This window comes from Synechococcus sp. WH 8109, from assembly GCF_000161795.2.
Lineage (GTDB): Bacteria > Cyanobacteriota > Cyanobacteriia > PCC-6307 > Cyanobiaceae > Parasynechococcus.
In genome coordinates, this window is sequence record NZ_CP006882.1 from 18335 (window position 1) to 42565 (window position 24231).

General features: G+C 62.1%; 30 protein-coding genes, 1 tRNA gene and 1 pseudogene. 16 read left to right on the top strand and 16 right to left on the bottom strand.

Features of this window, described 5'->3' with window-relative positions; all coding sequences use genetic code 11:
• Nucleotides 1–13 precede the first annotated feature (13 nt).
• Nucleotides 14–517 (top strand): peptide-methionine (R)-S-oxide reductase MsrB, encoded by a 504-nt coding sequence (gene msrB / locus Syncc8109_RS00080; protein ID WP_006851432.1) that lies wholly within the window; start codon nt 14–16, stop codon nt 515–517.
• Entirely contained in the window at nt 489–1757 is a 1269-nt protein-coding gene (locus Syncc8109_RS00085) for an NAD(P)/FAD-dependent oxidoreductase (protein WP_006852102.1), read from the top strand. Before msrB ends, Syncc8109_RS00085 begins: the two co-directional genes overlap by 29 nt.
• Here the strand turns inward: Syncc8109_RS00085 and Syncc8109_RS00090 are convergent.
• The 3 genes and pseudogenes from Syncc8109_RS00090 to Syncc8109_RS00100 all read right to left on the bottom strand — a co-directional run.
• Nucleotides 1732–1957, bottom strand: a pseudogene (locus Syncc8109_RS00090) (type II secretion system F family protein); the annotation flags it as partial. The gene Syncc8109_RS00085 and the pseudogene Syncc8109_RS00090 overlap by 26 nt on opposite strands.
• A 163-nt stretch (nt 1958–2120) precedes the next feature.
• A complete protein-coding gene (locus tag Syncc8109_RS00095) occupies nt 2121–2471 on the bottom strand; it encodes a hypothetical protein (RefSeq protein ID WP_006850157.1) in 351 nt (116 codons plus the stop codon).
• Nucleotides 2472–2493: 22 nt separating this feature from the next.
• Nucleotides 2494–2646, bottom strand: a complete 153-nt coding sequence (locus Syncc8109_RS00100) for a hypothetical protein (RefSeq protein WP_006850866.1) — start codon at nt 2644–2646, stop codon at nt 2494–2496.
• 90 nt (nt 2647–2736) lie between these two features.
• Here Syncc8109_RS00100 and grpE point away from each other — a divergent pair, with 90 nt between their 5' ends.
• The 4 genes from grpE to rsgA are packed head-to-tail and all read left to right on the top strand — an operon-like array spanning nt 2737 to nt 5681.
• Entirely contained in the window at nt 2737–3414 is a 678-nt protein-coding gene (gene grpE, locus Syncc8109_RS00105; RefSeq protein WP_006850867.1) for a nucleotide exchange factor GrpE, read from the top strand.
• On the top strand, nt 3414–4550 hold the full coding sequence (gene dnaJ / locus Syncc8109_RS00110; protein ID WP_006851738.1) for a molecular chaperone DnaJ: 1137 nt from the start codon (nt 3414–3416) through the stop codon (nt 4548–4550). Before grpE ends, dnaJ begins: the two co-directional genes overlap by 1 nt.
• Complete coding sequence (locus Syncc8109_RS00115) at nt 4547–4774, top strand: sulfurtransferase TusA family protein (RefSeq protein WP_025361980.1); 228 nt, start codon at nt 4547–4549, stop codon at nt 4772–4774. The genes dnaJ and Syncc8109_RS00115 overlap by 4 nt, the downstream gene beginning before the upstream one ends.
• Nucleotides 4775–4799: 25 nt before the next feature.
• Complete coding sequence (rsgA, locus tag Syncc8109_RS00120) at nt 4800–5681, top strand: ribosome small subunit-dependent GTPase A (protein WP_198015277.1); 882 nt, start codon at nt 4800–4802, stop codon at nt 5679–5681.
• Here rsgA and Syncc8109_RS00125 read toward each other — a convergent pair.
• Genes Syncc8109_RS00125 through murC form a run of 3 tightly spaced genes read right to left on the bottom strand, consistent with a single transcriptional unit; the run spans nt 5656 to nt 8330 of the window.
• The gene (locus Syncc8109_RS00125; protein WP_006850411.1) at nt 5656–5997 is read right to left on the bottom strand and encodes a YbaB/EbfC family nucleoid-associated protein; all 342 of its coding nucleotides are present in this window, start codon (nt 5995–5997) and stop codon (nt 5656–5658) included. The two genes, rsgA and Syncc8109_RS00125, sit on opposite strands and share 26 nt — an antisense overlap.
• A 24-nt stretch (nt 5998–6021) precedes the next feature.
• Nucleotides 6022–6924: a UDP-N-acetylmuramate dehydrogenase gene (gene murB / locus Syncc8109_RS00130; protein ID WP_006850258.1), complete on the bottom strand. Its 903-nt coding sequence runs from the start codon at nt 6922–6924 to the stop codon at nt 6022–6024.
• Nucleotides 6921–8330 carry a UDP-N-acetylmuramate--L-alanine ligase gene (murC, locus tag Syncc8109_RS00135; RefSeq protein WP_006850171.1) on the bottom strand — a complete coding sequence of 470 codons (1410 nt, stop codon included), beginning with the start codon at nt 8328–8330 and terminating at the stop codon, nt 6921–6923. Before murC ends, murB begins: the two co-directional genes overlap by 4 nt.
• A 160-nt stretch (nt 8331–8490) precedes the next feature.
• Between murC and gap the strand changes: the two genes are divergently transcribed.
• The gene (gene gap / locus Syncc8109_RS00140; protein ID WP_025361981.1) at nt 8491–9516 is read left to right on the top strand and encodes a type I glyceraldehyde-3-phosphate dehydrogenase; all 1026 of its coding nucleotides are present in this window, start codon (nt 8491–8493) and stop codon (nt 9514–9516) included.
• A 79-nt stretch (nt 9517–9595) separates the two neighbouring features.
• Here gap and thiL read toward each other — a convergent pair whose 3' ends face one another.
• Both thiL and Syncc8109_RS00150 read right to left on the bottom strand, forming a co-directional pair.
• Complete coding sequence (gene thiL / locus Syncc8109_RS00145; RefSeq protein WP_006852044.1) at nt 9596–10582, bottom strand: thiamine-phosphate kinase; 987 nt, start codon at nt 10580–10582, stop codon at nt 9596–9598.
• Nucleotides 10579–11655 carry a peptidylprolyl isomerase gene (locus tag Syncc8109_RS00150; RefSeq protein WP_025361982.1) on the bottom strand — a complete coding sequence of 359 codons (1077 nt, stop codon included), beginning with the start codon at nt 11653–11655 and terminating at the stop codon, nt 10579–10581. Before Syncc8109_RS00150 ends, thiL begins: the two co-directional genes overlap by 4 nt.
• A 65-nt stretch (nt 11656–11720) precedes the next feature.
• Between Syncc8109_RS00150 and efp the strand changes: the two genes are divergently transcribed.
• The gene (gene efp / locus Syncc8109_RS00155; protein ID WP_011363074.1) at nt 11721–12284 is read left to right on the top strand and encodes an elongation factor P; all 564 of its coding nucleotides are present in this window, start codon (nt 11721–11723) and stop codon (nt 12282–12284) included.
• On the top strand, nt 12281–12757 hold the full coding sequence (gene accB, locus Syncc8109_RS00160; protein ID WP_025361983.1) for an acetyl-CoA carboxylase biotin carboxyl carrier protein: 477 nt from the start codon (nt 12281–12283) through the stop codon (nt 12755–12757). The genes efp and accB overlap by 4 nt, the downstream gene beginning before the upstream one ends.
• A gap of 1 nt (nt 12758) precedes the next feature.
• On the opposite strand, the gene pdxA is transcribed toward accB, so the two are convergent.
• Together pdxA and Syncc8109_RS00170 are read right to left on the bottom strand one after the other, a co-directional pair.
• Nucleotides 12759–13775 (bottom strand): 4-hydroxythreonine-4-phosphate dehydrogenase PdxA, encoded by a 1017-nt coding sequence (gene pdxA, locus Syncc8109_RS00165; protein ID WP_006851088.1) that lies wholly within the window; start codon nt 13773–13775, stop codon nt 12759–12761.
• 119 nt (nt 13776–13894) lie between these two features.
• The gene (locus Syncc8109_RS00170; protein ID WP_006851698.1) at nt 13895–14848 is read right to left on the bottom strand and encodes an SDR family oxidoreductase; all 954 of its coding nucleotides are present in this window, start codon (nt 14846–14848) and stop codon (nt 13895–13897) included.
• Between the two features lie 32 nt (nt 14849–14880).
• On the opposite strand from Syncc8109_RS00170, the gene Syncc8109_RS12090 reads away from it, so the two are divergent.
• Nucleotides 14881–15048 (top strand): hypothetical protein, encoded by a 168-nt coding sequence (locus Syncc8109_RS12090; protein WP_006849873.1) that lies wholly within the window; start codon nt 14881–14883, stop codon nt 15046–15048.
• Nucleotides 15049–15051: 3 nt separating this feature from the next.
• On the opposite strand, the gene Syncc8109_RS00175 is transcribed toward Syncc8109_RS12090, so the two are convergent.
• Nucleotides 15052–15447 (bottom strand): HNH endonuclease, encoded by a 396-nt coding sequence (locus Syncc8109_RS00175; RefSeq protein WP_025361984.1) that lies wholly within the window; start codon nt 15445–15447, stop codon nt 15052–15054.
• A 215-nt stretch (nt 15448–15662) separates the two neighbouring features.
• Here Syncc8109_RS00175 and Syncc8109_RS00180 point away from each other — a divergent pair, with 215 nt between their 5' ends.
• Entirely contained in the window at nt 15663–17213 is a 1551-nt protein-coding gene (locus Syncc8109_RS00180) for a DEAD/DEAH box helicase (RefSeq protein WP_025361985.1), read from the top strand.
• On the opposite strand, the gene Syncc8109_RS00185 is transcribed toward Syncc8109_RS00180, so the two are convergent.
• From Syncc8109_RS00185 to Syncc8109_RS00195, 3 genes are all read right to left on the bottom strand, one after another.
• Nucleotides 17168–17458 carry a hypothetical protein gene (locus tag Syncc8109_RS00185; RefSeq protein WP_084213269.1) on the bottom strand — a complete coding sequence of 97 codons (291 nt, stop codon included), beginning with the start codon at nt 17456–17458 and terminating at the stop codon, nt 17168–17170. The genes Syncc8109_RS00180 and Syncc8109_RS00185 overlap by 46 nt on opposite strands.
• A gap of 91 nt (nt 17459–17549) precedes the next feature.
• Nucleotides 17550–17960 (bottom strand): DUF6554 family protein, encoded by a 411-nt coding sequence (locus Syncc8109_RS00190; RefSeq protein WP_006850807.1) that lies wholly within the window; start codon nt 17958–17960, stop codon nt 17550–17552.
• 33 nt (nt 17961–17993) lie between these two features.
• Nucleotides 17994–18506 carry an AbrB family transcriptional regulator gene (locus Syncc8109_RS00195; protein ID WP_025361987.1) on the bottom strand — a complete coding sequence of 171 codons (513 nt, stop codon included), beginning with the start codon at nt 18504–18506 and terminating at the stop codon, nt 17994–17996.
• Nucleotides 18507–18589: 83 nt separating this feature from the next.
• On the opposite strand from Syncc8109_RS00195, the gene Syncc8109_RS11400 reads away from it, so the two are divergent.
• Nucleotides 18590–18913 (top strand): hypothetical protein, encoded by a 324-nt coding sequence (locus Syncc8109_RS11400; protein ID WP_006851723.1) that lies wholly within the window; start codon nt 18590–18592, stop codon nt 18911–18913.
• Between the two features lie 38 nt (nt 18914–18951).
• Nucleotides 18952–19170, top strand: a complete 219-nt coding sequence (locus Syncc8109_RS11405; protein ID WP_006851953.1) for a hypothetical protein — start codon at nt 18952–18954, stop codon at nt 19168–19170.
• A 351-nt stretch (nt 19171–19521) separates the two neighbouring features.
• On the opposite strand, the gene Syncc8109_RS00210 is transcribed toward Syncc8109_RS11405, so the two are convergent.
• Nucleotides 19522–19593, bottom strand: a tRNA-Gly gene (locus Syncc8109_RS00210).
• A 31-nt stretch (nt 19594–19624) separates the two neighbouring features.
• Entirely contained in the window at nt 19625–20773 is a 1149-nt protein-coding gene (locus tag Syncc8109_RS00215) for an alanine--glyoxylate aminotransferase family protein (RefSeq protein WP_006849744.1), read from the bottom strand.
• 38 nt (nt 20774–20811) lie between these two features.
• Between Syncc8109_RS00215 and cbiD the strand changes: the two genes are divergently transcribed.
• The 3 genes from cbiD (at nt 20812) to Syncc8109_RS00230 (ending at nt 24227) form a co-directional block, all read left to right on the top strand.
• Nucleotides 20812–21918, top strand: coding sequence for a cobalt-precorrin-5B (C(1))-methyltransferase CbiD (gene cbiD, locus Syncc8109_RS00220; protein ID WP_006850471.1), 1107 nt, complete (start codon nt 20812–20814; stop codon nt 21916–21918).
• Between the two features lie 32 nt (nt 21919–21950).
• Nucleotides 21951–23537: a glutamine-hydrolyzing GMP synthase gene (gene guaA / locus Syncc8109_RS00225; RefSeq protein ID WP_006851238.1), complete on the top strand. Its 1587-nt coding sequence runs from the start codon at nt 21951–21953 to the stop codon at nt 23535–23537.
• A gap of 78 nt (nt 23538–23615) precedes the next feature.
• Complete coding sequence (locus Syncc8109_RS00230) at nt 23616–24227, top strand: hypothetical protein (protein ID WP_006852121.1); 612 nt, start codon at nt 23616–23618, stop codon at nt 24225–24227.
• Nucleotides 24228–24231: the final 4 nt, after the last annotated feature.

Consider the following 24231-nt stretch of genomic DNA (forward strand, 5'->3'; position numbering starts at 1 on the left):
CGCTTCAGCACCGATGAGTTTGAGTGCCGCCGTTCTGTCCCGTCGATCGCTGCTGTTCGCGGCAATGTCAGTGGTCTTTGGCAGTCTCTGGAGACCTCAGCCTGTGCTGGCGGCATCCAAAGCTGGCGATCCCTCGTGGGATCTCAATGCCGACAAGTGGCGTGAGCGGTTGTCTCCCCAGGCCTATGACGTGTTGCGCAATGAGGGAACGGAGCGCCCGTTCACCAGTCCGCTTAATGGGGAGAAGCGTTCCGGCACCTATCACTGCGCTGGTTGTGATGCAGCCTTGTTTTCGTCGGAGGCCAAATTCGATAGCGGAACCGGCTGGCCCAGCTTCTGGCAGCCCCTGGATGGAGCCATCGCCACAAAAGTAGATTTCAAATTGATCCTGCCGCGCACGGAATACCACTGCAGCTGTTGTGGTGGGCACCAGGGCCACGTGTTCAATGACGGACCGCGACCCACCGGCAAGCGCTACTGCAACAACGGTGTCGCCCTCCGCTTCCAGCCCGCTTGATCTGATTGTTGTTGGTGGTGGTCCTGCCGGGTACATGGCGGCGATCACTGCAGCCGAGCAGGGGGTTCGGCGGGTGCTGGTGCTGGAAGGCACCCCTGAGCCCCTCCAGAAGGTGCGCATCAGCGGTGGCGGTCGCTGCAATGTCACCCATGCCTGCTGGGACCCCCGTGAACTGGCAACCCATTACCCCCGTGGCAGTCGACCCTTGCGTGGCGCCTTCAGTCGCTTCGCCTGCGGCGATGCGATCGCCTGGTTTGACGAACATGGGCTCACGCTGGTGGAAGAACCCGATGGACGGATGTTTCCGCAGCAGAACCGTTCTGAGGCCGTGATTCAGTGCCTGCAGAAGGCGGCAAGGGCGTCGGGTGTCCAGCTGCGCACGAAGGCGATGGTCCAGCAGGTGCGCGTTCACCCCGAGGGGGGGTTTGTGCTCGAGGGCCGCGGCCTCGAGCCTTTGCATGGGGGCTGCTTGATGTTGGCCACGGGGGGGCATCCCAGTGGCCGAAACCTGGCGGCAGCCCTCGGCCACCAGGTGGTGCCGCCGGTGCCATCGCTGTTCAGCCTTGCCCTGCAGGCACCGGCCCTATCGGCCTGCAGTGGCATTGCTATCGACGATGTGGGCCTCGATCTCAAGCTGGGTGATCAGCGCTTCCGCCAGACCGGGCGGGTCCTGATCACCCACCGTGGTCTGAGTGGACCCGCCACGTTGCGCCTCTCAGCCTTTGCCGCCAGGGCCCTGCATCAGAATCGCTACAAGGGTGAACTGAAGTTGGATTGGAGTGCTGGGTTGGGGCGGTCGGGGCTGACCGAGCGGTTTCAGCAATGGCGACAGGAGCAGGCCCGGCGAACCCTTTCAGCAGCGAAGCCCTTGGAACATCTGCCGCGGCGGTTGTGGCAAGCCTTTTTGACCATGGCTGGGGTGGAGCCAGAGCGCCGTTGGGCGGATCTGCCGATCAAGGCGGAGCGTCGATTGGTGGAGCTGCTCTGTGCGCAGAGTGTGCCGATCCAGGGACGTGGACCCTTTGGGGAGGAGTTCGTCACCGCCGGCGGTGTCACCTTGGGGGAGGTCAACCTGGCCACGATGGAGAGCCGCCGCTGCCCCGGTCTTTACCTGGCGGGTGAACTGCTGGATGTGGATGGGGTGACCGGCGGTTTCAACTTTCAGGCTTGCTGGAGCGGCGGTTGGCTGGCGGGCCAGGCCATCGCTGCAGTGCTCACTGGATCTGATCAAACACGGTGAACATCGCCAGCAGGAGGATCCCAGGATTCCGCCCACCACCACAACATCGTGGGCTCGAGCATCGATGTATGCGCCTTGACCATGGCGCCGACTTCGTCTTCGTAGAGGTCCGCCACCTTGCTGAGCATTTTGTCCATCTCACCGGTTTCCTCGCCGATGGCCTGCATGTTCAGGGCCATGTCGGGCAGCACCGTCTGACGGCTCCACGTATTGCCATAGCACACCATCCTGGCGGAAACGCAGACGCAATTCCTTCTGCTGTGGCTCCACGTGGATGTCACTGGCCCGCACTGACATGGCCTGTAGCAGGATCCTGTCCACCAGCGTCATCACGGGCGAGGCTTGTGCATCGTTGAGGCTGGCCTAAGGACCAATGGCACCCCGGGCCAGTTGGGCGTCGCTGTCTTCCTCGCTTTCCAGCACCTCATCGGGGCTGAAGTCGCGGAGAAAGGACTCAGCATTCAGATCGAGAGTGCTTGCTGTCTCCGCCGGAGCAGGGTTGCTCGACTCTCCTGTGGTTGGCGGTTTTGGTTCCTTTGTTGGCTGGTCCGTTGCTGTGGCCAAGGCCCGCTGCATATCCGCTTCGACGGCGGGGTGCAGGCGGATTGTTCGGTGTTGGTCCGGCAGCTGATCGATTTGGTGTTGCCATTCCTGGTCTCGCCACTGGCTGGGGATCGCGTTGTCCAGGAGGTCAGCACCAATTGCGATCGGCATGGCCTGCAGTGCCCGCCATTAATCAGGGGCTGATGTCCGGGAGGGCGTCGCTGAGCAGGTTGCGGCTTGCCACCAGTTGCTCTGGGCCCGGAACCGGTTGCTGCAACAGCAATTCAAGGGCGAAACGCTGCCGTGCCGTGTCGCCGGCATCGGGGGTGGGCAGCGTCAGAGTCATCGATGGCGACTGAGGTGCGGGCTTCCGCAGCTTGTGGGAGGTAAGCGTTGCCCTTCAACATGTCTAGACAGCAATCCCTGAGCGGTCAGCATGAGCGGCGACGCCTCCATCCCAGAGCAGGACCAGAACGGTGCGTCCGGTGCTGTTCCAGCCACGCCGGAGTCCGCTCCAGATGCGCCCGAAGCGACGTCTGAACAGGCTCCTGCAGCGGTGGATCCGGCGGATCGGATGCAGCAGCTCGAGCAGGAGTTGAGCGCGTTGAAGCAGGAGCACGAGACGCTCAACAGCCAATACATGCGCATAGCGGCGGATTTCGACAACTTCCGCAAGCGCCAGAGCCGCGACCAGGACGACATGCGTCAGCAGCTGGTCTGCTCGACCCTCACGGAGATTCTTCCCGTCGTCGACAACTTCGAGCGGGCTCGTCAGCAGCTGAATCCTGAAGGTGAGGAAGCCCAGGCGCTGCATCGCAGTTACCAAGGTCTGTACAAGCAATTGGTGGAGGTGCTGAAGCAGCAGGGGGTGGCCCGGATGGAAGTGGTTGGCCAGGAGTTCGACCCCAACCTGCATGAGGCCGTGCTGCGGGAGGAAAGCAGCGAGTTCGCTGAGGACGTGGTCTGCGAGGAGCTTCAGCGCGGCTACCACCGCGATGGGCGTGTGCTGCGCCACGCCATGGTGAAGGTGTCGATGGGTCCAGGACCATCCGATCCAGCGTCAGCGCCCGCTGAGGCCGCAGCGACACCGGATCAGACGGCGGAGGAGCCCTGATGGCCGACTTCTACGACCTGCTCGGCGTCAGCCGGGATGTTGATCCCGACAGCCTCAAGCGGGCTTATCGGCGCATGGCGCGTCAGTACCACCCCGACATCAATAAGGATCCCGGCGCTGAAGATCGTTTCAAGGAAATCGGCCGCGCCTACGAGGTGCTCAGTGATCCCCAGACCAGGGCCCGTTATGACCAGTTCGGTGAAGCCGGACTTGGTGGTGCGGCCGGTGCCCCTGACATGGGGGACATGGGCGGATTCGCGGATCTATTTGAGACGTTTTTTCAGGGCTTCGGTGGACCCGGGGGTGCTGGAGCTGGTCGGCCGCGGCGCAAGGGCCCTCAGCAGGGGGATGACCTTCGTTACGACCTGACGATTGATTTCGAGCAGGCGGTGTTTGGTCAGGATCAGGAGATCAAGATCCCGCATCTGGAGACCTGCGACACCTGCGGCGGCAGCGGTGCCAAAGCGGGCAGTGGACCCACTACCTGCGGCACCTGTGGCGGTGCCGGGCAGGTGCGCCGTGCCACCCGGACTCCCTTCGGCAGTTTCACTCAGGTCGCCGAGTGCCCCAACTGTGGAGGCACGGGCCAGGTGATTTCGGATCCCTGCGGGTCTTGTGGTGGCCAGGGTGTCAAACAGGTGCGCAAGAAGCTGCGGATCAACATCCCTGCGGGGGTGGACACCGGAACACGGCTTCGTGTGACCGGCGAAGGCAACGCTGGACCCCGGGGAGGCCCGTCCGGTGACCTTTACGTTTTCCTCACCGTTCGCAATCACCCGCGCTTGCAGCGGGATGGCCTGAACATCTTCTCGGAGGTCAAGGTCAGCTACCTCCAGGCGATTCTTGGCGACACCATTGAGGTGGAAACGGTGGATGGCAGCAAGGAGCTGGACATCCCCGCCGGCACCCAGCCCGGCACGGTACTCACCCTGCCGAACCTGGGCATCCCCAAGCTCGGGAATCCGGTGGCACGGGGTGATCAGCGCGTGACGGTCACTGTGGATCTGCCGAAGCGGATCAGTGATGTGGAGCGGGAGCTCCTCGAGCAGTTGGCGGGCCACCATTCCGCCCGCGGCAAGCAACACCACCACCACAACAGTGGTCTTTTCGCTCGCTTGTTCGGTCAGAAGGGATGAGCGGGCCTTCCCTGGATCTGCGGGGAACGCCCTGTCCGGTGAATTTCATTCGCTGCAAGCTCACCCTCGAGCAGATGAGCAGCGGTGACTGTCTCGAGGTCTGTCTCGATCGGGGTGAGCCTGAGGCCATGGTTCTTCCAGGTCTGAGGGATGCAGGCCATCGTGTGAACTGCATTGATCAAACGCCGGATGCCATCACCATCGAGGTGATCTGCGGTGGCTGACACCGGCCGTTCGGTGGCATCCGGGATGGTGGTAGCGCTCCAGGCCAACTACCTGGAGGTTGAGCTGGATGTCGCACCTGATGGATGCCCAAGGCGGCTGCTCTGCACCCGCCGCACCCGGCTCAGCTATCAGGGTGAAGCTGTTTATGTGGGCGATCGGGTTCGTGTCGAGGCGATTGATCCAGGCCAGGGGCGTGCCGTGGTGGCCGAAGTCGAGCCACGCCACAGTTTTCTCACACGTCCACCGGTGGCCAACGTCTCCTTGGTGGCTGTGGTGTTGGCGGTGGAACAGCCCAGCTTTGACCCTGATCAGGCCAGTCGCTTCCTGTTGACGGCGGAACGAACTGGGCTGGAGGTGATCCTTCTGCTCACCAAGACAGACCTCCTCTCAGCTGCAGCGCTCGAGCGGCTTGTGACCCGGTTGCAGGGGTGGGGCTATGACCCGCTGGCGCTGTCCAGTGCAGCTGGAACAGGCATTGATGCTTTACGGCAGCGTTTGGCTGGTGCGCAGCTGTCGGTGCTGTGTGGGCCTTCTGGGGTGGGCAAGAGCAGTCTGCTGAACCAGTTACGTCCTGACCTTCAACTGCGCACGGCTGCGGTGTCCGGTCGACTGCAGCGCGGGCGCCACACCACCCGCCACGTGGAGCTGTTTCCCCTGGGCCCGAGCTCGAGGGTGGCTGACACCCCTGGGTTCAACCGTCCAGATCTGCCGGACAATCCCCAGGAACTGGGTGTCCTCTTTCCGGAGCTGCGGCAGCAACTCGATCCCTGGTCATGTCGCTTCCGCGACTGCCTACATCGCGGTGAGCCCGGTTGCGGTGTGTCCACGGACTGGGAACGCTATGCCCTCTACAAGGCCGCGTTGATCGAGCAGAGCAGCCTCAGCCGCCCATCCCGGGGAGGTTGATGTTTAGGCCACCGGTGAGTTCTTCCATCCGGCCCTTCATCGTGGCGGTGGATTGCTCATAGGCCGCCTGCAGGGCTTCCAGGGTGGCCGTTTCGCTGGCCTGTTGGCCCTCCTGCAGTAGGGCTGGGTCCAGCCGCACCCGCAGGGGTTGCTGGTTGCCCGACAGCCAAACGCTGGCACGGCCATCGTTGCTCTTGCCTTCGATCTCCATCCCGTCCAGTTCGTCCTGCAGGGCCTGAGCGTTCTGCTGAATCTCCTGAGCCTTTTTGAAGGCTTCGGTGAGCTGGCCGAAATTGGGGAGTCCGAACCCTGCCATGGCGATCCTGTGGGAGCCGGAAGGTTAAGCCGCTGAAGCGAATCCCAGCCGCTTCACTTCGGGGTGCAGACGAATTCCGTGCTCGGCTTCGATGCGGTCCTGCACCAAGTGGATCAACTGGGCGATGTCCTTCGCCTGGGCATCACCGGTGTTGACGATGAAATTGGCATGCACGGTTGAGATTTCGGCGCCCCCGATCCGGGTTCCCTTCAGCCCCTGCTCTTCGATCAGCCGTCCGGCCTTTAGCGGTTCGGGATTGCGGAAGACACTGCCGCAGCTGGGTTGTTGATAGGGCTGCGTGGTGGTGCGGTGATTGAGGTTCGCACTGGTGACACGCTTCAGTTCATCCGGATCGTGACCGGGCTGCAAGCGGAACCGTGCCGACAACACCACAAGGGCGTCCTCTTGGAGACGGCTGTGCCGGTAGGCGAAGTCCAGTTGATCCCGCTGCAGCTCAAAGCAGTTGCCCCCCTCCAAGGGCATGACCCGCACCGACTCCAACCAATCCGCTGTGCAGCCACCCTGGGCTCCTGCATTCATCACAGTCGCACCGCCAGCGGTTCCCGGGATGCCAACCGACCACTCCAGACCATGCAATCCAGCGCGTGCAGCGCGTCTTGCCAGTGATGGGATCGGTTCGCCAGCGAGCACCTCCACGGTCCCCGTGGTGGCATCAAGCTGCAGCCCCTGAAGTTTGCGCAGACAGAGCGAGAGCCCCGGCAGGCCGGCATCGTGAATCAGCAGGTTCGACCCAGCGCCGATGACGCGGCAGGGCATGCCCTGATGAGCGGCCCATTCGATCCAGGCCTGGGTTTCCTCAAGGCTGGCGGGTTCGGCCAGCCATTCGGCCGCTCCTCCCACCCGCAAGGTGGTGTAGTCCGCCAGCTTGACTCCGGCCTGCGGCAGGCGGGGATCGCACTGGGTCATGACGTGAGCCTTGACCACAGTCCATTCACGTCGCCAGCACCCATGGCCAGAACAAGATCGTTCTCGCGGCTTTGCTGGATCACCAGCTCGGTGAGTTGATCGAGGTTGTCTGCGACTACGATTTTTAGATCCGGTTTCAGCTTGCGCACCCGATCCGCTAAGGCGTTGCTGCTGATGCCCTGCAGCGGTTGCTCGCCTGCGGGGTAGACGGGAGCCAGCAGCAGCAGATCACAGTTCTGCAGGGCTTTGGCGAAGCCATCGAGGAACTGCCTGGTGCGGCTGTAGCGGTGCGGCTGGAACACCGCTAGAAGCCGTTGTGGTGCTGTGGGGAGTGGACTGCGGCCACTGCGCACCATCAGGCGTGCCATCTCCAGGGTTGCCTGCACCTCACTGGGATGGTGGGCGTAGTCATCAACGATGTGACGCCCCTTCCAGGTGCCCCGAAGATCAAATCGGCGGCCTGGTGTCTTCAGGCCAGCGAGGCCTTCCACCAATTGGTCGAAGGGGAGACCTTCCATCCGGCAGGCGGCCAAGGCGCCTGTGGCATTACTCAGGTTGTGCAGCCCGGCCATCGGCAGGGTGAAGTCGCCGACGGGGTGGCCGGCTTCATAGAAACGGGTGACGCAGCGATCGCCCTCCAGGCTCAAGGGCAGAGCGGCGAAGTCAACGGATTCGGCGCTTTGATTGGACCACCAGGCCGTTGGCTGGAAGTGTGCCTGCAGGATCGGGCAGTCGTGATTGGCCAGCACGCGATCGCAACCGCCTGCGAAGCGTTGCAGGGTGGAGATCAGGTCGTCGAGGTTGGAGTAATGATCGGTGTGATCCAGCTCCAGGTTGGTGATCACTCCCAGGCTGGGGCTGAACTTCACCAGGGACCCGTCGGATTCATCCGCCTCGGCCACGAGCAACTTTCCCTGGCCAGCGTGACCATTGCTGCCGAGGCTGGGGACAATGCCTCCAATCACAGCGGTTGGGTCCTGATCGGCCTCCAACAGCAAGGTGGTGATTAAGGTGCTGGTGGTGGTCTTGCCGTGACTGCCGGCGACTGCAATGGAGGGCTGCTGCTCGATCAGAGCCGCCAGTAGATCGGAGCGATGCCAGATCTCCAGCCCCTGCTGTCGGGCCCGCTGCAGTTCTGGATTGCTCTCAGGGATGGCTGTGCTGATCACCACCACCGGTGAGCCAGCGGCTGTTGCTTCCGTGACGGCGTCGATGCAGGTGGCGTCCTGCTGACGGAAGACCTTCACCCCGAGCTTCTTCAGTTGTTGTGTTGTCGCATTGTCACGCGGGTCCGAGCCGCTGACCGAGTGACCGCGGTCAACGAGAATCCGGGCCAAAGCTGACATGCCAATTCCGCCGACACCGATGAAGTGGACTGGTGTCTGGCGGTCGAGCAGGCGCGGCAACGGAGGGCTTCAGTCCGATGAAAGATAAGTCAGTTGCCGCTGCTTGTCTTCTGTGCTGAGGGCCCGATTGAGCGGATTGAATCGGGGTGCAACAGGGTATTTCTGCTGATTTCTGTATGATCGGCGGCCAAAACCCTTGCGCGGCTTTGCCGCTTCTTCCATGACCCTGCGCGTTGCGATCAATGGATTCGGCCGGATCGGTCGCAATGTTCTGCGGGGATGGATCAGCCGGGGTGCTGACACCGGCCTGGAAATCGTGGGGATGAACTCCACCTCCGACCCCGCCACCAGCGCTCACCTGCTGACCTACGACTCCATCCTTGGACGTCTCGATCCCTCCGTGGACATCAAGACCACGGAAAACTCGATGTTCGTCAACGGTAAGGAGATCAAGTTCTTCGCCGACCGCAATCCCCTCAACTGTCCCTGGAAGGAGTGGGGCGTTGACCTGGTGATCGAGTCCACTGGTGTGTTCAACACCGATGAGAAGGCCAGCATGCACATCCAGGCCGGCGCAAAGAAGGTGATCCTCACCGCCCCTGGTAAGGGTGATCGCGTCGGCACCTTCGTTGTGGGCGTCAACGACGACCAGTACCGCCACGAAGACTGGGACATCCTTAGCAACGCCAGTTGCACCACCAACTGCCTGGCACCGATCGTCAAGGTTCTGGATCAGAACTTTGGCCTCGACTGGGGTCTAATGACCACCATCCACAGCTACACCGGCGACCAGCGGATCCTGGACAACAGCCACCGCGACTTGCGCCGCGCCCGTGCTGCCGCTCTGAACATGGTTCCCACCACCACCGGTGCAGCCAAGGCCGTGGCTCTGGTTTACCCCGAGGTGAAGGGCAAGCTCACCGGCTTCGCCATGCGCGTTCCCACCCCGAACGTCTCCGCCGTTGACCTCACCTTCGGCCCCTCCCGCGCCGCCAGCGTCGACGACATCAAGGCCGCCATCAAGTCGGCTTCCGAGAACGGCATGAAGGGGATCATCAAGTACAGCGATCTGCCCCTGGTGTCCACCGACTACGCCGGCACCAACGAGTCCACCATCTTTGACGCCGACCTCACCTACGCCATGGGTGACAAGGCTGTGAAGATTCTGGCCTGGTACGACAACGAGTGGGGCTACAGCCAGCGTGTTGTTGACCTCGCCGAGGTGGTGGCCAAGAACTGGAAGTGATCGCCAGTTGATCGTTTTTTTAATCCCTCCCGATCTGGGGGGGATTTTTTTTGGTCAGGCACGGTCGCTTAGGGGTCGCTCAGGGCTGGCCGAATTGATCAAATCCGCTTGTGTCCACTGGCTCGTGGTTGTGGGCCCAGCGGATGACACCCGCTTCAGTATTGATCTGGCCGATGCGCTGACTTTCGGGGACGCATCGTTGCCAGACATCGGCCCAGGCCTCGGGAAGGCTCAGCACCAGCTCAAAGTCCTCTCCTCCGGAGAGGCACCAATCCGTCCATCGAGCTCCCTCAGGCCAGCCTTCGGCCGTTGGAAGCTGGTCGTTCTGCAGCACCGCTCCGCAGCCGCTGCTGCTGCAGAGACCTGCGACGGCAGAGAGCAGTCCGTCGCTGCTATCGGTTCCCCCAGCCCGCCAGGGCAGATGCTTTGGTTTGCAGGTCAGCAGCTGCTGGACTTCCTTCAGCCGAGGTATCGGGCGTTGGTGGCGTGCGATTGCCTGGTCCCGCAGGGTTGAGCACAAAGCGATGTCGCGCACGTTTGAATCGTTCTGCAGGAGGGCGAGGCCCAGTCGGCTGAGCCCATGGGGTCCACTGGTGACCAGCACATCGCCAGGGCGGGCTGCGTTGCGATGCAGACGCAGGGGTCCGAGACGGCCGAGTGCCGTGATCGAGAGCAGCCTCTGCTCTCCTTTGGAGCAGTCACCTCCCAGCAGAACGCCGCCGTACTGCCCCAGGGCCGCACTAATGCCTTGATAAACCCCATTCACCCAGTCCCAATGGGTGTGGCCTGGGGCGACTAGGGCCACTGTGATTCCATCGATGTCGACTGCACCACTGGCGGCCAAGTCGGACAGGTTGGCTGCAACCGCGCGCCAGCCCACATCCATGGCAGTTGTGGTGGCATCGCTGAAATGGATGCCATCCACCAAAACGTCGGTGTTGATCAGCAGCGGTCGGGCGTCGGCGGGGAGAGCCGCCGTGTCGTCACTGAGCTGATCGGGCGGAGCGAAGCGAGCCAGCCGCTTGAGCAGCTCCGCTTCAGTCAGCTCCGCCAGGGTTAGGCTCATGCGTGGGCTTTGAGTTGATTCGCTCCCTCGATAACCTTCACGGCGGTGATCCGGTCATCGACGCCCAATTCCTCCAGAACATCGAATCCATCCACCACGTAGCCGAAGGCTGCATTGCGGCCATCCACGAGGTTCAGACCAGCCGGGGTGAGCTCCGCTTCATAGAGAAACATGAAGAACTGCGAGGATCCGTCGTCGAGGGCTTGGTCTGAATGGGCCCAGCCAAGGGTGCCCAGGGTCGCGAACGGGAGGGTTGGTGTGGCCATGAACAGGCCTACGTCTTCAAAGGTTTCGTTGTAGATCGTGTCGTCTTCGTCCGGCACTCGGATCTCCAGGGGCACATGGCGCTCCTGCTTGGTTTTTGGATCCACGTAGCCGATGTCCGGCCCTTCCGGATCACCGCTCTGGAGCACGTAGAAGTCTTCGGCCCGGATGAAGGGCAGGCCGTCATAGAAGCCCTTGAGGGCGAGATCGACGAAGGCGCCTGCGGTGAGTGGGGCGTTGTAGCCATCCACAACGGTGGTCAGCTCCCCCTGGGTGGTGCTCACGCTGAGGGTGGCTCGTCCCTGTAGCCGTGGCAGGGCATCGAAATCTGCGGGGATCTCCCGTTCAAAGCCGTCGGGCACCAGCAGGGCCTCCACATCACCGATGCAGCGCAGCGTCCGGCGTCGATCGGCGATGAAACCTGGTTTGTCGGTGGCTTTGACCTTCTCTTTGAGGTCTTCAAGGCCCTTATCCACGCGCTCAAACAGCGCTTCAGCCGTACTGCGCTTGGCTTCAGGCACCGCGTTCAGGATGGTGTCGCGGCGGGTGTTGAGCAGTGATTCAGTGCGTGACACCGTCTTGCCGAGGGCTGTCCAGCGTTTGGCCCGCAGATCGTCACTGGTGAGTTCCAGCCGATGCTGCAGTTCGCGGATGTCATCCTGATCGAAGGGAAGCGCGTCCCGAAGAATCGCGGCAGGGTCCTTCACAGCATTGCCCTGGGGTAATGAGGCCCAGGCAGGGGCGGCGATTGTGATCAGAGCAAAGCTGATCAGAACTGCAAGGACGGCGTTCAAACGCTGATGGACCAAGGGGGAACCCCAGTGCTGACGGGACTTTGGCACAGCCGTATAGTCCGATGAACCGTTCGGTGGGAATGATCTCCAGTAACGACTTCCGCACCGGCACCACGATTGAGATCGATGGGGCCGTCTGGCGTGTTGTCGAGTTCTTGCACGTCAAGCCCGGCAAGGGATCTGCCTTCGTGCGCACCAAGCTCAAGGCGGTGAAGTCAGGCAACGTGGTGGAGAAGACCTTCCGCGCCGGGGAGATGCTTCCCCAGGCGATGTTGGAGAAATCCTCGCTTCAGCACACCTACATGGAGGGTGAGGACTATGTCTTCATGGATATGGCCACATACGAGGAGACCCGCCTCAGCGCCGACCAGATCGGCGAGAGCCGCAAATACCTCAAGGAGGGCATGGAGGTGAACGTGGTGTCCTGGAACGACACCCCCCTCGAGGTTGAACTGCCCAACTCCGTGGTTCTTGAGATCAAAGAAACCGACCCTGGCGTCAAAGGCGACACCGCCACCGGTGGCACAAAGCCCGCCATTCTTGAGACCGGTGCACAAGTGATGGTTCCGCTCTTCCTTTCTGTGGGAGAAAAGATCAAAGTGGATACCCGCAACGACAGTTACCTCGGGCGCGAAAACGGATGACCATGCAGCTGGATCACGAACAACTGCACCGCTTGCTGGAGGCACTCGGCGAGAGCGACATCCAGGAGTTCCGGTTGGAAGGGGACGACTTCCGTCTGGAAATCCGTCGCAACCTGCCGGCCCAGGCCGTCATGGCCCCGGTCATGCCTGCTCCCGTAGCTGCTGCACCAGCGCCAGTTGCGCCCACCGAGCCTGCAGCTGCACCTCCTGCATCCACCGCAACCCGCAGTGACCTGCTCGAAGTCACGGCTCCCATGGTGGGCACCTTCTACCGCGCTCCCGCGCCTGGGGAACCTGCCTTTGTTGAGGTGGGCAGTCGCATCAATGTCGGCCAGACCGTCTGCATCCTTGAGGCGATGAAGCTGATGAATGAGCTGGAGTCTGAGGTTGGCGGTGAAGTTGTGGAGATCCTGGTGGACAACGGCACGCCCGTTGAATTCGGTCAGGTGCTGATGCGGGTCAGGCCGGCCTGAGTCAGCTCAGGTCCCAGGCGGCCTGAATGGCTGCCGTCGTGCTCTCAGGGCTGGCGATCCCTTGGTCTGCGATGTCGAAGGCGGTGCCGTGGTCGGGGGAGGTGCGTAGGAACGGCAGTTCCAAAGTCGTGTTCACCGCCGCGTTGAAGGCAAGCAGCTTCACGGGAATGAGCCCCTGGTCGTGATACAGGGCCAGGATCCCGTCGGGACCTGGCTGGGTTGGTGACTGCCAAGCGCTAGCAGCGCTGATCCAGCAGGTGTCGGGGGGAACGGGACCCTCCAGCTGCACCTGAGGATGGTCCTTCCGCCATTGATCCAGCAGCGGCAGCAGCCATTCGGCTTCTTCGTGGCCCAGCTGACCGGCTTCGCCGGCATGGGGATTCAGGCCGGCAATGCGCAGATGTGGTGTGCTCGTGAAGCGTCGACAGAACCCCTCCAGCACGTTCAGTTTGTGCTGCACCAGGTCTGGGGTCAGCGCTTCAGGGACCTGGCTGAGGGGGATGTGGGTGGTGGCCAGCAAGGTGTTCAGGCGCCAGCCGCTGGTGGGAGAGACGGCGGTGAACAGCATTGAGGAGCGCTGGTGTCCAGCCAACTCAGCCAGCCGTTCGGTCTGCCCGGGATAGCGATGGCCGGCCGCATGCCAAAGGTGTTTGGCGATGGGGGCAGTCACCAGGGCGCGGGACCCCCTTTCCTGCAGCAGTTCGACGGCGCGGGTCAGCCATCGAAACCCCGCATCGGCTCCGCTGGTGGTGGGCTGGCCTGGCTGAACGCTGGCCTCCAGCGGTTGGTCGTCGATCCTGAGGGCTGCAGGGTCGGCAAGGGGGTGGCTCGTTTGTTGCTGCAGTCGCGCGTGGGTGCTGATCAGCGTGCGTCGGCAACCCACCAGCAGGGGTTGGAGCTCTGGGGGGAGCGTGGGTGAGGCGAGGGCTTTGAGCACCACTTCCATGCCGATGCCCGCGGGATCGCCGAGAACGATCACCAGCTCATGCCTTGGGTTCGTGGAATCGTGGGGGCCCATCGCTGTGCTGCGTTTGCTGCTGCTGGGGTGTCTGTTGGTGGGATTGGCCTCTGGCTTGAGGAATGGCTGGATCGAATTGCATCTCTCCAGTTTCCTTGACGATGTCGGAAGTTTCGATTTCAACCGTTGGCTGACTGAGGGGCAGAACGCAGGTCAGACAAATTGAGTTTGTCTTGGTTCAGGCAATCCTGCAGCCCGACGCGGTAGTTCGGATGCAGCAACGTATAACCGAGCTCATGGCAGAGCTTGTGGTTGCTGACGCGGCGGTTCTCGCTCCAGAACGATTGAGCCATCGGACTCATGCTGTGCACGATCTGGTCGAACGGTTCCAGTGGCGGCAGGGCACAACCCAACAGGTCTGCCGCATGCCGCATCAGTTCGGCGGTAGGAGCCGGGAGGTTATCCACCACATTCACGATGCTTCCGTTGCCCGGGCTTGCTGGAGCGTCCTGCCCGGCGCTATGCATCAGGTGCCAGCAGGCCCCTGCGATGTCTTCCACATGGATGCGGCAGAACACCTGGCCGGGCTTGTCGATCAAGCGGGCACGCCCTTGCTGCAAGCCGTTGAGCACTGACCGGCCCGGGCCATAAATGCCTGGTAGACGCAGAATCTGGATCGGCAGACCTGAGCGCAACCAAGCTTGTTCGCAGTTGAGGCGGCGCATGCTGCGGTTCAGCGCTGGCGCCGGGTCGTCCTGTTCTGACACCCAACCGCCTTGACGATCACCGTAAACCCCTGTGGTGGAGAGATAGCCCGCCCAGCGCAGCGGCAGGCTTCTGAGCGTTGGCAGCAGCTTCAACAAGACCGGATCGTTGCCTTCGCAATCCGGGGGGATGGTGGACAGCAGATGGGTCACCCCCTCCAGGGCAGCAGGGTCGAGCTGGTCCTGACCGTTGCTGTCGAAGAGCAGATCAGCCTCGGCAGAGTCGAGGGAACGGCGGGTGCAGAGCACCGGTGTTCCCAGGGCTCGGGCCAGGCTGGCCAGACAACGTCCGCTGTATCCGCCGCCCAGCACCAGCAGCTTCGTGTCAGCCGCCAGCGGCTGCGACCGCTTGACAAGATCAGCAAGCATCAGTACACCTGTATTAGATCAAATGTACTGTCGTGACGTCGTCGTCTCTCCATCGCTCCCGCTCCGGACACATCGTGCTCCGGGCCATCCTGACGGCTGCCCTGCTCGCCGGTGCTGTGGTGCTGGCTCCTGAAGACCCCGGTGTTCAGGCCTCCATCTGCCAGCGTCACCACTCCTCGGATGTCTGCCGGGTTTGGTGAGCCTCAGGCAGCCTGAGCTGCGATCGAGATGTTGTCCGGATCGTTGATGGGATGATCCGGTTGGGCCCACTGCAGCAGGCGAACGGCGAGTCGCAGGTCGCCATCCATCCAGGCCCGGATCGCCATGGCGCGGCGTGGGTCATAGAAGCGCTGTCGCCGGTACCAGTCGAAAACGTCGGCATCAGATTTGCGGCCGTTGCAAGACAGGCACGCCGGCACACAGTTTTCAGTAACGCTTGAACCCCCTTTGGCCTGGGGGTGAATGTGATCAATTGATTCAGAAGGTTTGCCGCAATAAATGCAACTTTTACCGGTAAAAGTGTGAAGAGACTGTCGCCATCTTCGAACGCGTAATTTGGGACAGAGTTCGTCGAGAAAAACTGCGTCCCTGCTATGCATCCGAATGCATCGGTTGGGATAATTCTGCCTTGAACGAAAAGTCCGTCAATGTGTCGAGCGCTGCATTTTCGACAATTTTTCACCCTGTGGTGTGAATCTTGATCTCAATGCTTGCACGCTGATCTGAGTTCTCTAAAGTGATTGTTTGTGGGGGCCTGTTGGTGCCGTCAAAACCCACATTGACCTGTTGCTTAGATCTGTCCCCAGCAGGACTGATCCGGGTGGTCAGCCCGTTTGATGCGGTGACCCAGTCCCAGTTGCGTCGGATCAAGCCCCGCGGGCGTTGGAACGGCGCTGGCCAGGGGTGGGATTTTCCCTTGGCCGCAGCCGATCCGCTTCAGCAAGCTCTTGGGCGTCGTTTCCCTGTCACCTCCGCATTGCAGCAGTGGTTGGACTGGTGCCAGCAGCCTCTGCCGCCGCTGCCACCGCACCGGACCCTTGTGGCTGCAGCGGATCTCGACGAAGTCCTGCAGGATGGTCGTCGGCCTCTGCGCCATCAACGCTCCGGGGTCCGCTGGCTCCTGGCCCGTCGCGGTGCCGTCCTGGCCGATGAGATGGGGCTGGGGAAGACCCTCACAGCTCTGTTGGCGGCCCGTGCTCTGATGCGTTGCGCTGAGCTGCGGTTGCTGGTGGTGGCTCCCGTCGGCCTGCATCCCCACTGGCGCCGGGAATCGGAGGCCCTTGGGGTTGAGCTTGAGTTGGTGAGTTGGGCTCGGCTGCCCGACACCCTGCCGCCAGCTGGAACGCTCCTGGTGGTGGATGAAGCGCACTACGCCCAGTCACTTCAGGCGCAGCGCACGGCTGCCTTGCTGCGTCTGGCCCGTCATCCCCGTCTGCGTGCGATCTGGATGCTCACGGGAACCCCTATGAAGAACGGTCGCCCGTCCCAGCTGTATCCACTGCTCGCGGCTATGGATCATCCGATTGCTCGCGATCAACGCCAGTTCGAAGAGCGGTATTGCCAGGGGCACTGGCGGGAGGGTCGAACCGGCAAACGCTGGCAGGCGTCCGGCGCCAGTCAGCTGGAGGAGCTGCGGCGCTTGACTCGACCGTTGATCCTGCATCGCCGCAAGCAGCAGGTGGTGGACCTTCCTCCCAAGCAGCGACGTCTTCACCCAGTGTTGCTGTCGGAGGCTGAGCTCACAGGGTTCGACCATCGTTTCGAGTTAGTGCTGGATGACTACCGGCGTCGAGCTCAGCTCGGAAAGGTGCGACGGGATGCGGAGCACCTGGCTTTGCTCACCTCCATACGCCAGATCGCTGCGGAATTCAAATTGCCGGCGGCCCAGCAGTTGGTGGAGTCACTGCGCAGGCAAGGCGAGGCCGTGGTGCTGTTCAGTGGCTTTGTGGCTCCATTGCAGCTGTTGCAGCAAACCCTTGGCGGCGAGTTGTTGACAGGTCGCCAGCGCCCTGCTGAACGCCAGGCGAGTGTGGATCGGTTTCAGCAGGGTCAGAACGATTGTCTGCTGGCCACCTTCGGCACCGGTGCCCTTGGTTTCACCCTGCACCGGGCCCGTCATGTGGTGTTGCTGGAACGTCCCTGGACGCCAGGCGATCTCGACCAAGCCGAAGACCGCTGTCATCGTCTGGGAATGGGAGATGGCCTGACCTGCCATTGGCTGCAGCTCGGCGCAGCCGATCAGCTGGTGGATGGCTTGTTAGCGAGCAAGGCGGAACGGATCGAGGTGTTGCTTGGGCCCCGACGCTTGTCGCTGCAACGTCAATCACTCCCGGCCATGGTGCGGGATTGTTTGCAGCTGCTCTGACGCACCTGGAGTTCGTGCTGCAGCATCGGGTCGACCGGCTGTCTCGACCGCTTCAGCAGCGACACTGCCATTGCTACGTCGTCGCAGGCTTTGGCTTGATGGCCAAGCAGGGTCAAGACGAGGGCGCGGTCGCGATGCAGATCGGCCTGATCCGGTGTCTGCTCGATGGCCTCATCACAGCGTTTAACCATCAGCTCAAGGTCATCCACGCGGAATCCGCTGAGGCAACTGGATACGAGTGGCATAGATGTGTTGGCAGGCGTCGCGGGTTGCTTGCTCTGGCAGCCCCCCATAAACACGGCAGCCAGAAGCATCAGCCCCAGAAGCCCTGAGGGCTCAGTAGCTGTAGCGCGCGGTGTCGTCGCTGCTCTCGATGCTGCTTTCGGTGAAGGAGGAGGAGTTTGCAAGGGCGGCAGCGGTGGCTGGTTGAGTGTTCCCGCCGAACAGATCACCAAGGAACTGGCCACAGTCGGGGAAATTGCCGGGGTCCTGGACAACGGCTTCCGTAATCATCACCGAGGCATGCTCCGGGGATGTTTTGAACATGCCGCTGCGCTGCCGTTTGATCACGGCGTAGGCGGCTTTCCAGCTCACCTCGTGGTCGTTGCCGCTGGACCGCATGAAGCAATAGATCTTGGCCCCCTTCTCTTCGGTGGCTTCGGCCGCTTGCAGGGGGGAGGTCATGCCGCTGAGAGCGCCGATCAGGGCCGCGGCGGAGAGAACCAGCGATGACCTGATGGGACCCATGACGTCAGTTGTGGACTGGTCCCAAGGTATCGATCAGCTTCCAGCTGTCGAGGGGATAATCAGCCGCACCACCAGCGGCAGCACCAGCAGCACGGTGATCAGCCGCACAGCATGGAGGGCGGCCACCGCGGCACCGACGCCGAATTCGGCACCGACCAGGCTCATGCCACTGATGCCACCCGGGGCAGCGCCAAGCAAGGCTACGACGGGATCAATGCCGAGCATGCGGCTGGTCCAGAGGCCGACGACCAGTCCTGTAAGCACCAGCGCCAGCGTGATCAGAACCGCAGGTTTCCAGAGGAGTTGCAGTTGCTCCAAGGACGCTCGCGTCAGGCCAGTTCCGATCACGGTGCCGATGCCGATCTCCAGAACCGTGCGTGTTCCCGGTGGCCATGTGGCTGGTTCCAGCTGGCCGCTCATGCTGACGATGCCAGCACCCAGCAAAGCCCCCGCCAGAGGTGCGGCGGGAATGCCGCTGAACAGAGCCAGCAGTCCGATGGCGGTTCCAGCCAGCAGGTACAGCGCCAGCATTGCAAAGGAAGGCATCGGTCTCGATCGCGTCATGTCAGCTTGATCTTGAGATAGCGGCGCTCCTGTGTTGTCATCAGCGCAACCATCAGCTTTCGGTGATGACGTCCTCCGTGTCCTTTCGGATCACCCGCACTGCGGAAGATCTTGCGCAAACCATCACGGCTCTGTCGCAGCGTTTGGTGAAACTGGAACAGCGTCAGGAAGCGCTTGAGCTTCAACTGCGCCAGCAGCAGCAGAATCTGAATGCTGTCCCAGACGAAGAGATCTCCACGCTCGAGGGCGTTGAAGCTCTGCTGCGGGAAACGCGGGAGCTGTTGGAGAGCACAGCTCCGATGCCAGAGCCTGAAATGGCTGAAGAGTCCTCCCAGAACCATGCCTGGGGTCAGGAGGCTGAAACAGAAGCGAGCCGCGACGTCGCGTAGGGGTGGCGCGCGGTGCCAAAATAAAAAGAAAGGCAACTATGGCGACCACCATCCCTGCCTCAAATGCTTGTGCTTCTCGCACCTTGCATGGCATGACCATCTGGACCCGGTCAGGTTTCCTCGAAGGTGGTCATCAGCTCGAGAAGCTGGAATTCGCGCTCGCCCTTGCTGAAGCCAAAGGCGATCAGCGCCGTAGCTCGCAGTTGCGGGACCGGATTGCCGATCTGGGGGGTAATGCAGAGGAACCGGGTACCTGATCTAGAACCAAGCAGTCGATGGGGTTGATCGGCAATCGGGTAGATCGCGTGTCGGATGGTCTAAATATCAATTAGAGCTAATCTTTTGTTGACAAGCGAATTCGAACGTTGCCCCTAACGCTTACGAAAACACAACAAACAGAGACGGCTGCTCAACAACGTCAGACCCATGAATCAGCAGCTCAGGTTCTGTTGATCAAGGCCCGCCAGTGCGCAGAAGATGGCCGCATCAATGAGGCGGGAGCGTTGATCTTGCAGGCCCTGGGACACGAGCGCCGTGCTGGATCTGCTGGGCCTCAGGTTCTCCAGCTCATCAAGCCTCGTTCTTGATAAGCATTTGAAATTTGTTCAAGCGGGTGACCGGACTCGAACCGGCGACGTTCAGCTTGGGAAGCTGACATTCTACCACTGAATTACACCCGCAAAGGGCGAGATCGCTCTCGCCACCTGTGTTTTAGCCGAGAGCAGCGGAGGCTGCTGCGACCCCTGCTCCCATGCTGCCTCTGTGCAGACCAAGGGACTGAAGGGTGGATTCAATCGCAGCGACGGCGGTCAGCACATCCCGGTCGCAGACGTAGCCGAGATGGCCGATGCGGAACACCTGACCTTTCAGGTGGTCTTGTCCTCCAGCCAGAAGAATGTCGAATTTCTCCTTCACGGCTTTGCGTAACTGTTCGGCATCGATGCCTTCGGGGGCCACTGCGGTGATGGCCGGGCTGCCGCAACCCTCGGCGGCAAACAGGGGCAAGCCCATCGCCTTCATTCCCGCCTGGGCGGCAGCGCGATGGCGGGCGTGGCGGGCAAAGATCGCGTCCAGACCTTCCTTCTGCATCATTTCCAGAGCAGCTTCCAGACCGAAGTAGAGGTTCACCGCCGGGGTGAAGGGGTTGCTGTCCTTCGCCGCTGTTTTCCGGTAAGGGCCCAGATCCAGATAGAACTTGGGCAGATCGGAGCGCTCATAGGCCTCCCAGGCCCGTGCACTCATGGCCACAAAACTCAGGCCCGGTGGAAGCATGTAGCCCTTCTGTGCGCCTGATGCCACTACATCCAGTCCCCACTCATCCATCGGGACGTTGGTCGCACCAAGGCTGGTGACGCAGTCCGCCAGGGTCAAGGCCGTGCCGTGGGCCTTCACGTGACGGGCAATGCTCTCCAGGTCATTGATCACCCCTGTCGAGGTTTCCGAGTGGGTGAGGATCACGGCCTTGATCGCTTTAGCGCTGTCGGCTTCCAACGCTGAGCGGAAGGCTTCGGGATCGAGGGGTTGGCCCCACTCCGCTTTGATCACCTCAACATCGAGTCCATAGGCGCGGGCCACCTTGACCCAGCGTTCGCCGAACTTGCCGTTGTCACCGCAGAGCACCTTTTCGCCGCGGCTGAGGGTGTTGATGATTCCCGCTTCCATGGCAGCGGTTCCGCTGCCGGTGATCACCAGCACGTCGCTTGTCGTCTGGTGCAGCCACTTGAGCTGTTCGGTGGTGCGCCGCACGATGGCCTGGAACTCCCCGCTGCGGTGGCCAATGGGGTGACGACCCATGGCCTTCAGCACCGTTTCCGGCACCGGGGTCGGGCCCGGAATCATCAGGGTGAGCTTGTCCTGCATGGCGCGGGGGATGCCAATCGGCGACTCTAGAAAACAGCTTGTCCGGTTCCATCGCCCCCTCCAGTTCTGGATTGACCCTGCCGGTGTGGGTGGCGGCGGCGGCCAAGGCTGCCCTGAAGGTGTTGCTTGGTGAGCCGTTTGAGCCTGAGCAGCAGTTGAGTCAGGGTTCAGATCAACCCTCGATGCAGGTGCCGGTCTGCTCGGCGGCTCCTCTGGCACCAGGCGAGTCCCTGGGCATCAGCCGTTGTGATCCAGGGCATGGCCTTGATCTGACGCGGGATCTTGACGTCTGGGTGCGGGTGGCCTGGATCGCTGCATCTCAGCCGGTGCTCGAGCTGCAGGCCGGAGAAGGGGTAGGTCGTTTTGGCGCTGATGGGGACGTTTGCCTCTCCGGTTTTGCCCGTGAGCTGTTGGAGCGGAATCTGTTGCCCCTGGTGCCGCCGGGTCGGGGCTTGCTGGTGCAGCCGATTCTTCCGAGGGGCCGTGTCCTGGCTGAACGCACCAGCAATGCCGCCTTCGGAGTTGTTGATGGTCTGGCTTTGATCGGCACCCAGGCGGAGGTGCAGCGCAGTGCCGCACCGGATCAACTGCAGAAGGTCTTGGCAGACCTGAGGACGCTCGCTGCGGATGCGGCGTTTCAGGGACGCCTCGTTCTGGTGATCGGTGAGAACGGCTTGGATCTGTCCCGTCAGCAGGGTCTGGGGCCCGTGCTGAAGGTAGGGAACTGGGTGGGGCCTGTGCTGGTGGCCGCGGCGGAGGCCGGTGTTCGCGATCTGCTGCTGCTCGGTTACCACGGCAAATTGATAAAGCTGGCCGGCGGCATCTTTCACACCCACCACCACCTGGCCGATGGCCGTCTGGAGGTGCTTGTAGCCCTGGGCCTGGATGCCGGTCTGTCGGTTGCCCAGTTGTTGCAACTGCGGGGTGCTGCATCCGTTGAGGAGGCCTTTCAGGCACTGGAGGCCGATCAAGCCACGGCCCTTGGGCAGCATCTGGCCGCGATCGTGGAGCGGCGCAGCCAGTCCTATGTGGATCGCTACGGCGCATGGTCGATGCGGATTGGTGCTGCCCTGTTCGACCGAAGCCGCTCCCTGCGCTGGTGGGGACCGGAGGGGGAGAAGCGCTTCTTTACATTGAGAGATTGACGCTCGTCAGCGAGCGATACCTCCCAGGATCGATGTCCCAGCCCTCGTCCGACGGTCAGCGTCAGCCGGCCATCGTCATCCTTGATTTCGGCTCCCAGTATTCGGAGCTGATCGCCCGGCGCGTGCGCGAGACCGAGGTCTTCTCGGTGGTGCTCGGTTACAGCACTTCGGCCGAGGAGCTACGACGCATGGCTCCGAAGGGAATCATCCTCAGCGGTGGTCCCAGTTCCGTGTACGCCGAGCATGCGCCACTCTGCGATCCTGGCATCTGGGATCTGGGCATTCCCGTGCTGGGGGTTTGCTACGGGATGCAGCTGATGGTGCAGCAGCTTGGGGGCGTTGTGGAAGCCGCCACGGGCAAGGCCGAATACGGCAAGGCTCCTCTGGAAGTGGACGACCCCACGGACCTGCTCACCAATGTCGACAACGGTTCGACGATGTGGATGAGCCACGGCGACTCAGTGAAGGCACTGCCCGATGGGTTTGTGCGCCTGGCCCACACCGCCAACACGCCGGAGGCGGCTGTGGCGCACCTGCAACGCAAGCTCTATGGGGTGCAATTCCATCCCGAGGTGGTGCATTCCACCTGTGGCATGGCTCTGATCCGCAATTTCGTGTATCACGTTTGCGGTTGTGATCCGGATTGGACCACCGCGGCCTTCATCGATGAGGCCGTTGGCCTGGTGCGGGAGCAGGTGGGCAACAAGCGCGTTCTGTTGGCTCTCTCCGGTGGGGTGGATTCATCCACCCTCGCCTTCCTGCTCAAAAAGGCGATTGGTGATCAGCTCACCTGCATGTTCATCGACCAGGGCTTCATGCGGAAGGGTGAGCCCGAGTTCCTCATGGACTTCTTCGATCGGAAGTTCAACATTCATGTGGAGTACATCAATGCCCGCCAGCGTTTCATCGGCAAGCTGAAGGGCATCACTGATCCGGAGGAGAAGCGCAAGATCATCGGCACCGAGTTCATCCGTGTGTTCGAAGAGGAGAGCAAGCGGCTCGGACCCTTCGATTACCTGGCCCAGGGCACGCTTTATCCTGACGTGATTGAAAGCGCCGGCACCAACGTGGACCCCAAGACGGGCGAACGGGTTGCCGTGAAGATCAAGAGCCACCACAACGTGGGCGGTCTTCCCAAAGACCTCCAGTTCAAGCTGGTGGAGCCCCTGCGCAAGCTGTTCAAGGATGAAGTGCGCAAGGTGGGCCGCAGTCTCGGCCTGCCCGAGGAGATCGTGCGCCGCCATCCCTTCCCGGGGCCTGGTCTGGCCATCCGCATCTTGGGTGAAGTCACCGACGAGAAGCTGGACTGCCTGCGTGATGCCGACCTGATTGTTCGCCAGGAAATTAAAGAAGCAGGTCTGTATCACGACATCTGGCAGGCCTTTGCGGTGCTGCTGCCTGTGCGTTCCGTCGGTGTGATGGGGGACAAACGCACCTATGCCTGGCCGATCGTGCTGCGTTGTGTGTCCAGTGAGGACGGCATGACCGCCGATTGGTCCCGTCTTCCTTACGACCTGATGGAGACCATCTCCAATCGGATCGTGAATGAGGTGAAGGGGGTGAACCGGGTGGTGCTCGACATCACCAGCAAGCCCCCCGGCACGATCGAGTGGGAATGATTCGCGTCTGACGCAGGCTGAATCACGGCTGGCGACGGCCCTGCATCACCGATACCTTGGGCCACCGGCCTTTGGGATATGACGGCGACACAACAGCAGGATGTTCAGCTGCAGCGTCGGCTGCAGCAGGACAGCATTCAGCTGGGTGGCCGCACGATCTATTTGAACCCCTTCCTTTACTGGCGGCGGTTCGATAGCAACACCGATCGCTGGCTGCGGGAACCCGGCCAGCTGACGGAGGATCAGATCACGGCCAACCGCTGCCGTTTTTACCCCGAACTCGACTGGGGACAGCTGGATGATCACGCCACCGCAGTCCACGACGGCGCTGTGGAGATGTTCCTCAAGAGCCTGGAGCTGATCAGCACCTTCCATCCCGAACTGGGTTCCGGGCAGATGCTCGAGGTGGAACGCAAGATGACGATCACCAAGAAGCGGGCTTTCGAGCGTTGGGTGGACAAGGCGATCCGGCGGCGTCAGCGCGACGAAACCCGTGAGCACCGCCGCTTTGAGCGCAGCCGCTTCTGGCGTGCCTGGCGCGAGTGGATTCTGTTGGACACCACCCAGAAAGCCCTGGTGCCTCTAGTGATGCTGATGGTGCTTAGTGGCGTGATGGGCTGGTCCCTGGCGGCGGATCGTTCCGCTTGTCCGACATTGGCGCTTCCTTCGGGACAGACTGGGGTCCGTTGATCTG

Excerpts from the sequence above, each read along its gene's own strand:
- msrB (WP_006851432.1), top strand. The coding sequence starts at position 14 with ATGAGTTTGAGTGCCGCCGTTCTGTCCCGTCGATCGCTGCTGTTCGCG.
- Syncc8109_RS00095 (WP_006850157.1), bottom strand. The coding sequence starts at position 2,471 with ATGCCGATCGCAATTGGTGCTGACCTCCTGGACAACGCGATCCCCAGC.
- Syncc8109_RS00100 (WP_006850866.1), bottom strand. The coding sequence starts at position 2,646 with ATGACTCTGACGCTGCCCACCCCCGATGCCGGCGACACGGCACGGCAG.
- grpE (WP_006850867.1), top strand. The coding sequence starts at position 2,737 with ATGAGCGGCGACGCCTCCATCCCAGAGCAGGACCAGAACGGTGCGTCC.
- dnaJ (WP_006851738.1), top strand. The coding sequence starts at position 3,414 with ATGGCCGACTTCTACGACCTGCTCGGCGTCAGCCGGGATGTTGATCCC.
- Syncc8109_RS00115 (WP_025361980.1), top strand. The coding sequence starts at position 4,547 with ATGAGCGGGCCTTCCCTGGATCTGCGGGGAACGCCCTGTCCGGTGAAT.
- rsgA (WP_198015277.1), top strand. The coding sequence starts at position 4,800 with ATGGTGGTAGCGCTCCAGGCCAACTACCTGGAGGTTGAGCTGGATGTC.
- Syncc8109_RS00125 (WP_006850411.1), bottom strand. The coding sequence starts at position 5,997 with ATGGCAGGGTTCGGACTCCCCAATTTCGGCCAGCTCACCGAAGCCTTC.
- murB (WP_006850258.1), bottom strand. The coding sequence starts at position 6,924 with ATGACCCAGTGCGATCCCCGCCTGCCGCAGGCCGGAGTCAAGCTGGCG.
- gap (WP_025361981.1), top strand. The coding sequence starts at position 8,491 with ATGACCCTGCGCGTTGCGATCAATGGATTCGGCCGGATCGGTCGCAAT.
- thiL (WP_006852044.1), bottom strand. The coding sequence starts at position 10,582 with ATGAGCCTAACCCTGGCGGAGCTGACTGAAGCGGAGCTGCTCAAGCGG.
- efp (WP_011363074.1), top strand. The coding sequence starts at position 11,721 with ATGATCTCCAGTAACGACTTCCGCACCGGCACCACGATTGAGATCGAT.
- accB (WP_025361983.1), top strand. The coding sequence starts at position 12,281 with ATGACCATGCAGCTGGATCACGAACAACTGCACCGCTTGCTGGAGGCA.
- pdxA (WP_006851088.1), bottom strand. The coding sequence starts at position 13,775 with ATGGGCCCCCACGATTCCACGAACCCAAGGCATGAGCTGGTGATCGTT.
- Syncc8109_RS00170 (WP_006851698.1), bottom strand. The coding sequence starts at position 14,848 with ATGCTTGCTGATCTTGTCAAGCGGTCGCAGCCGCTGGCGGCTGACACG.
- Syncc8109_RS00175 (WP_025361984.1), bottom strand. The coding sequence starts at position 15,447 with ATGCATAGCAGGGACGCAGTTTTTCTCGACGAACTCTGTCCCAAATTA.
- Syncc8109_RS00185 (WP_084213269.1), bottom strand. The coding sequence starts at position 17,458 with ATGCCACTCGTATCCAGTTGCCTCAGCGGATTCCGCGTGGATGACCTT.
- Syncc8109_RS00190 (WP_006850807.1), bottom strand. The coding sequence starts at position 17,960 with ATGGGTCCCATCAGGTCATCGCTGGTTCTCTCCGCCGCGGCCCTGATC.
- Syncc8109_RS00195 (WP_025361987.1), bottom strand. The coding sequence starts at position 18,506 with ATGCCTTCCTTTGCAATGCTGGCGCTGTACCTGCTGGCTGGAACCGCC.
- Syncc8109_RS11400 (WP_006851723.1), top strand. The coding sequence starts at position 18,590 with ATGACGTCCTCCGTGTCCTTTCGGATCACCCGCACTGCGGAAGATCTT.
- Syncc8109_RS11405 (WP_006851953.1), top strand. The coding sequence starts at position 18,952 with ATGGCGACCACCATCCCTGCCTCAAATGCTTGTGCTTCTCGCACCTTG.
- Syncc8109_RS00215 (WP_006849744.1), bottom strand. The coding sequence starts at position 20,773 with ATGCAGGACAAGCTCACCCTGATGATTCCGGGCCCGACCCCGGTGCCG.
- guaA (WP_006851238.1), top strand. The coding sequence starts at position 21,951 with ATGTCCCAGCCCTCGTCCGACGGTCAGCGTCAGCCGGCCATCGTCATC.
- Syncc8109_RS00230 (WP_006852121.1), top strand. The coding sequence starts at position 23,616 with ATGACGGCGACACAACAGCAGGATGTTCAGCTGCAGCGTCGGCTGCAG.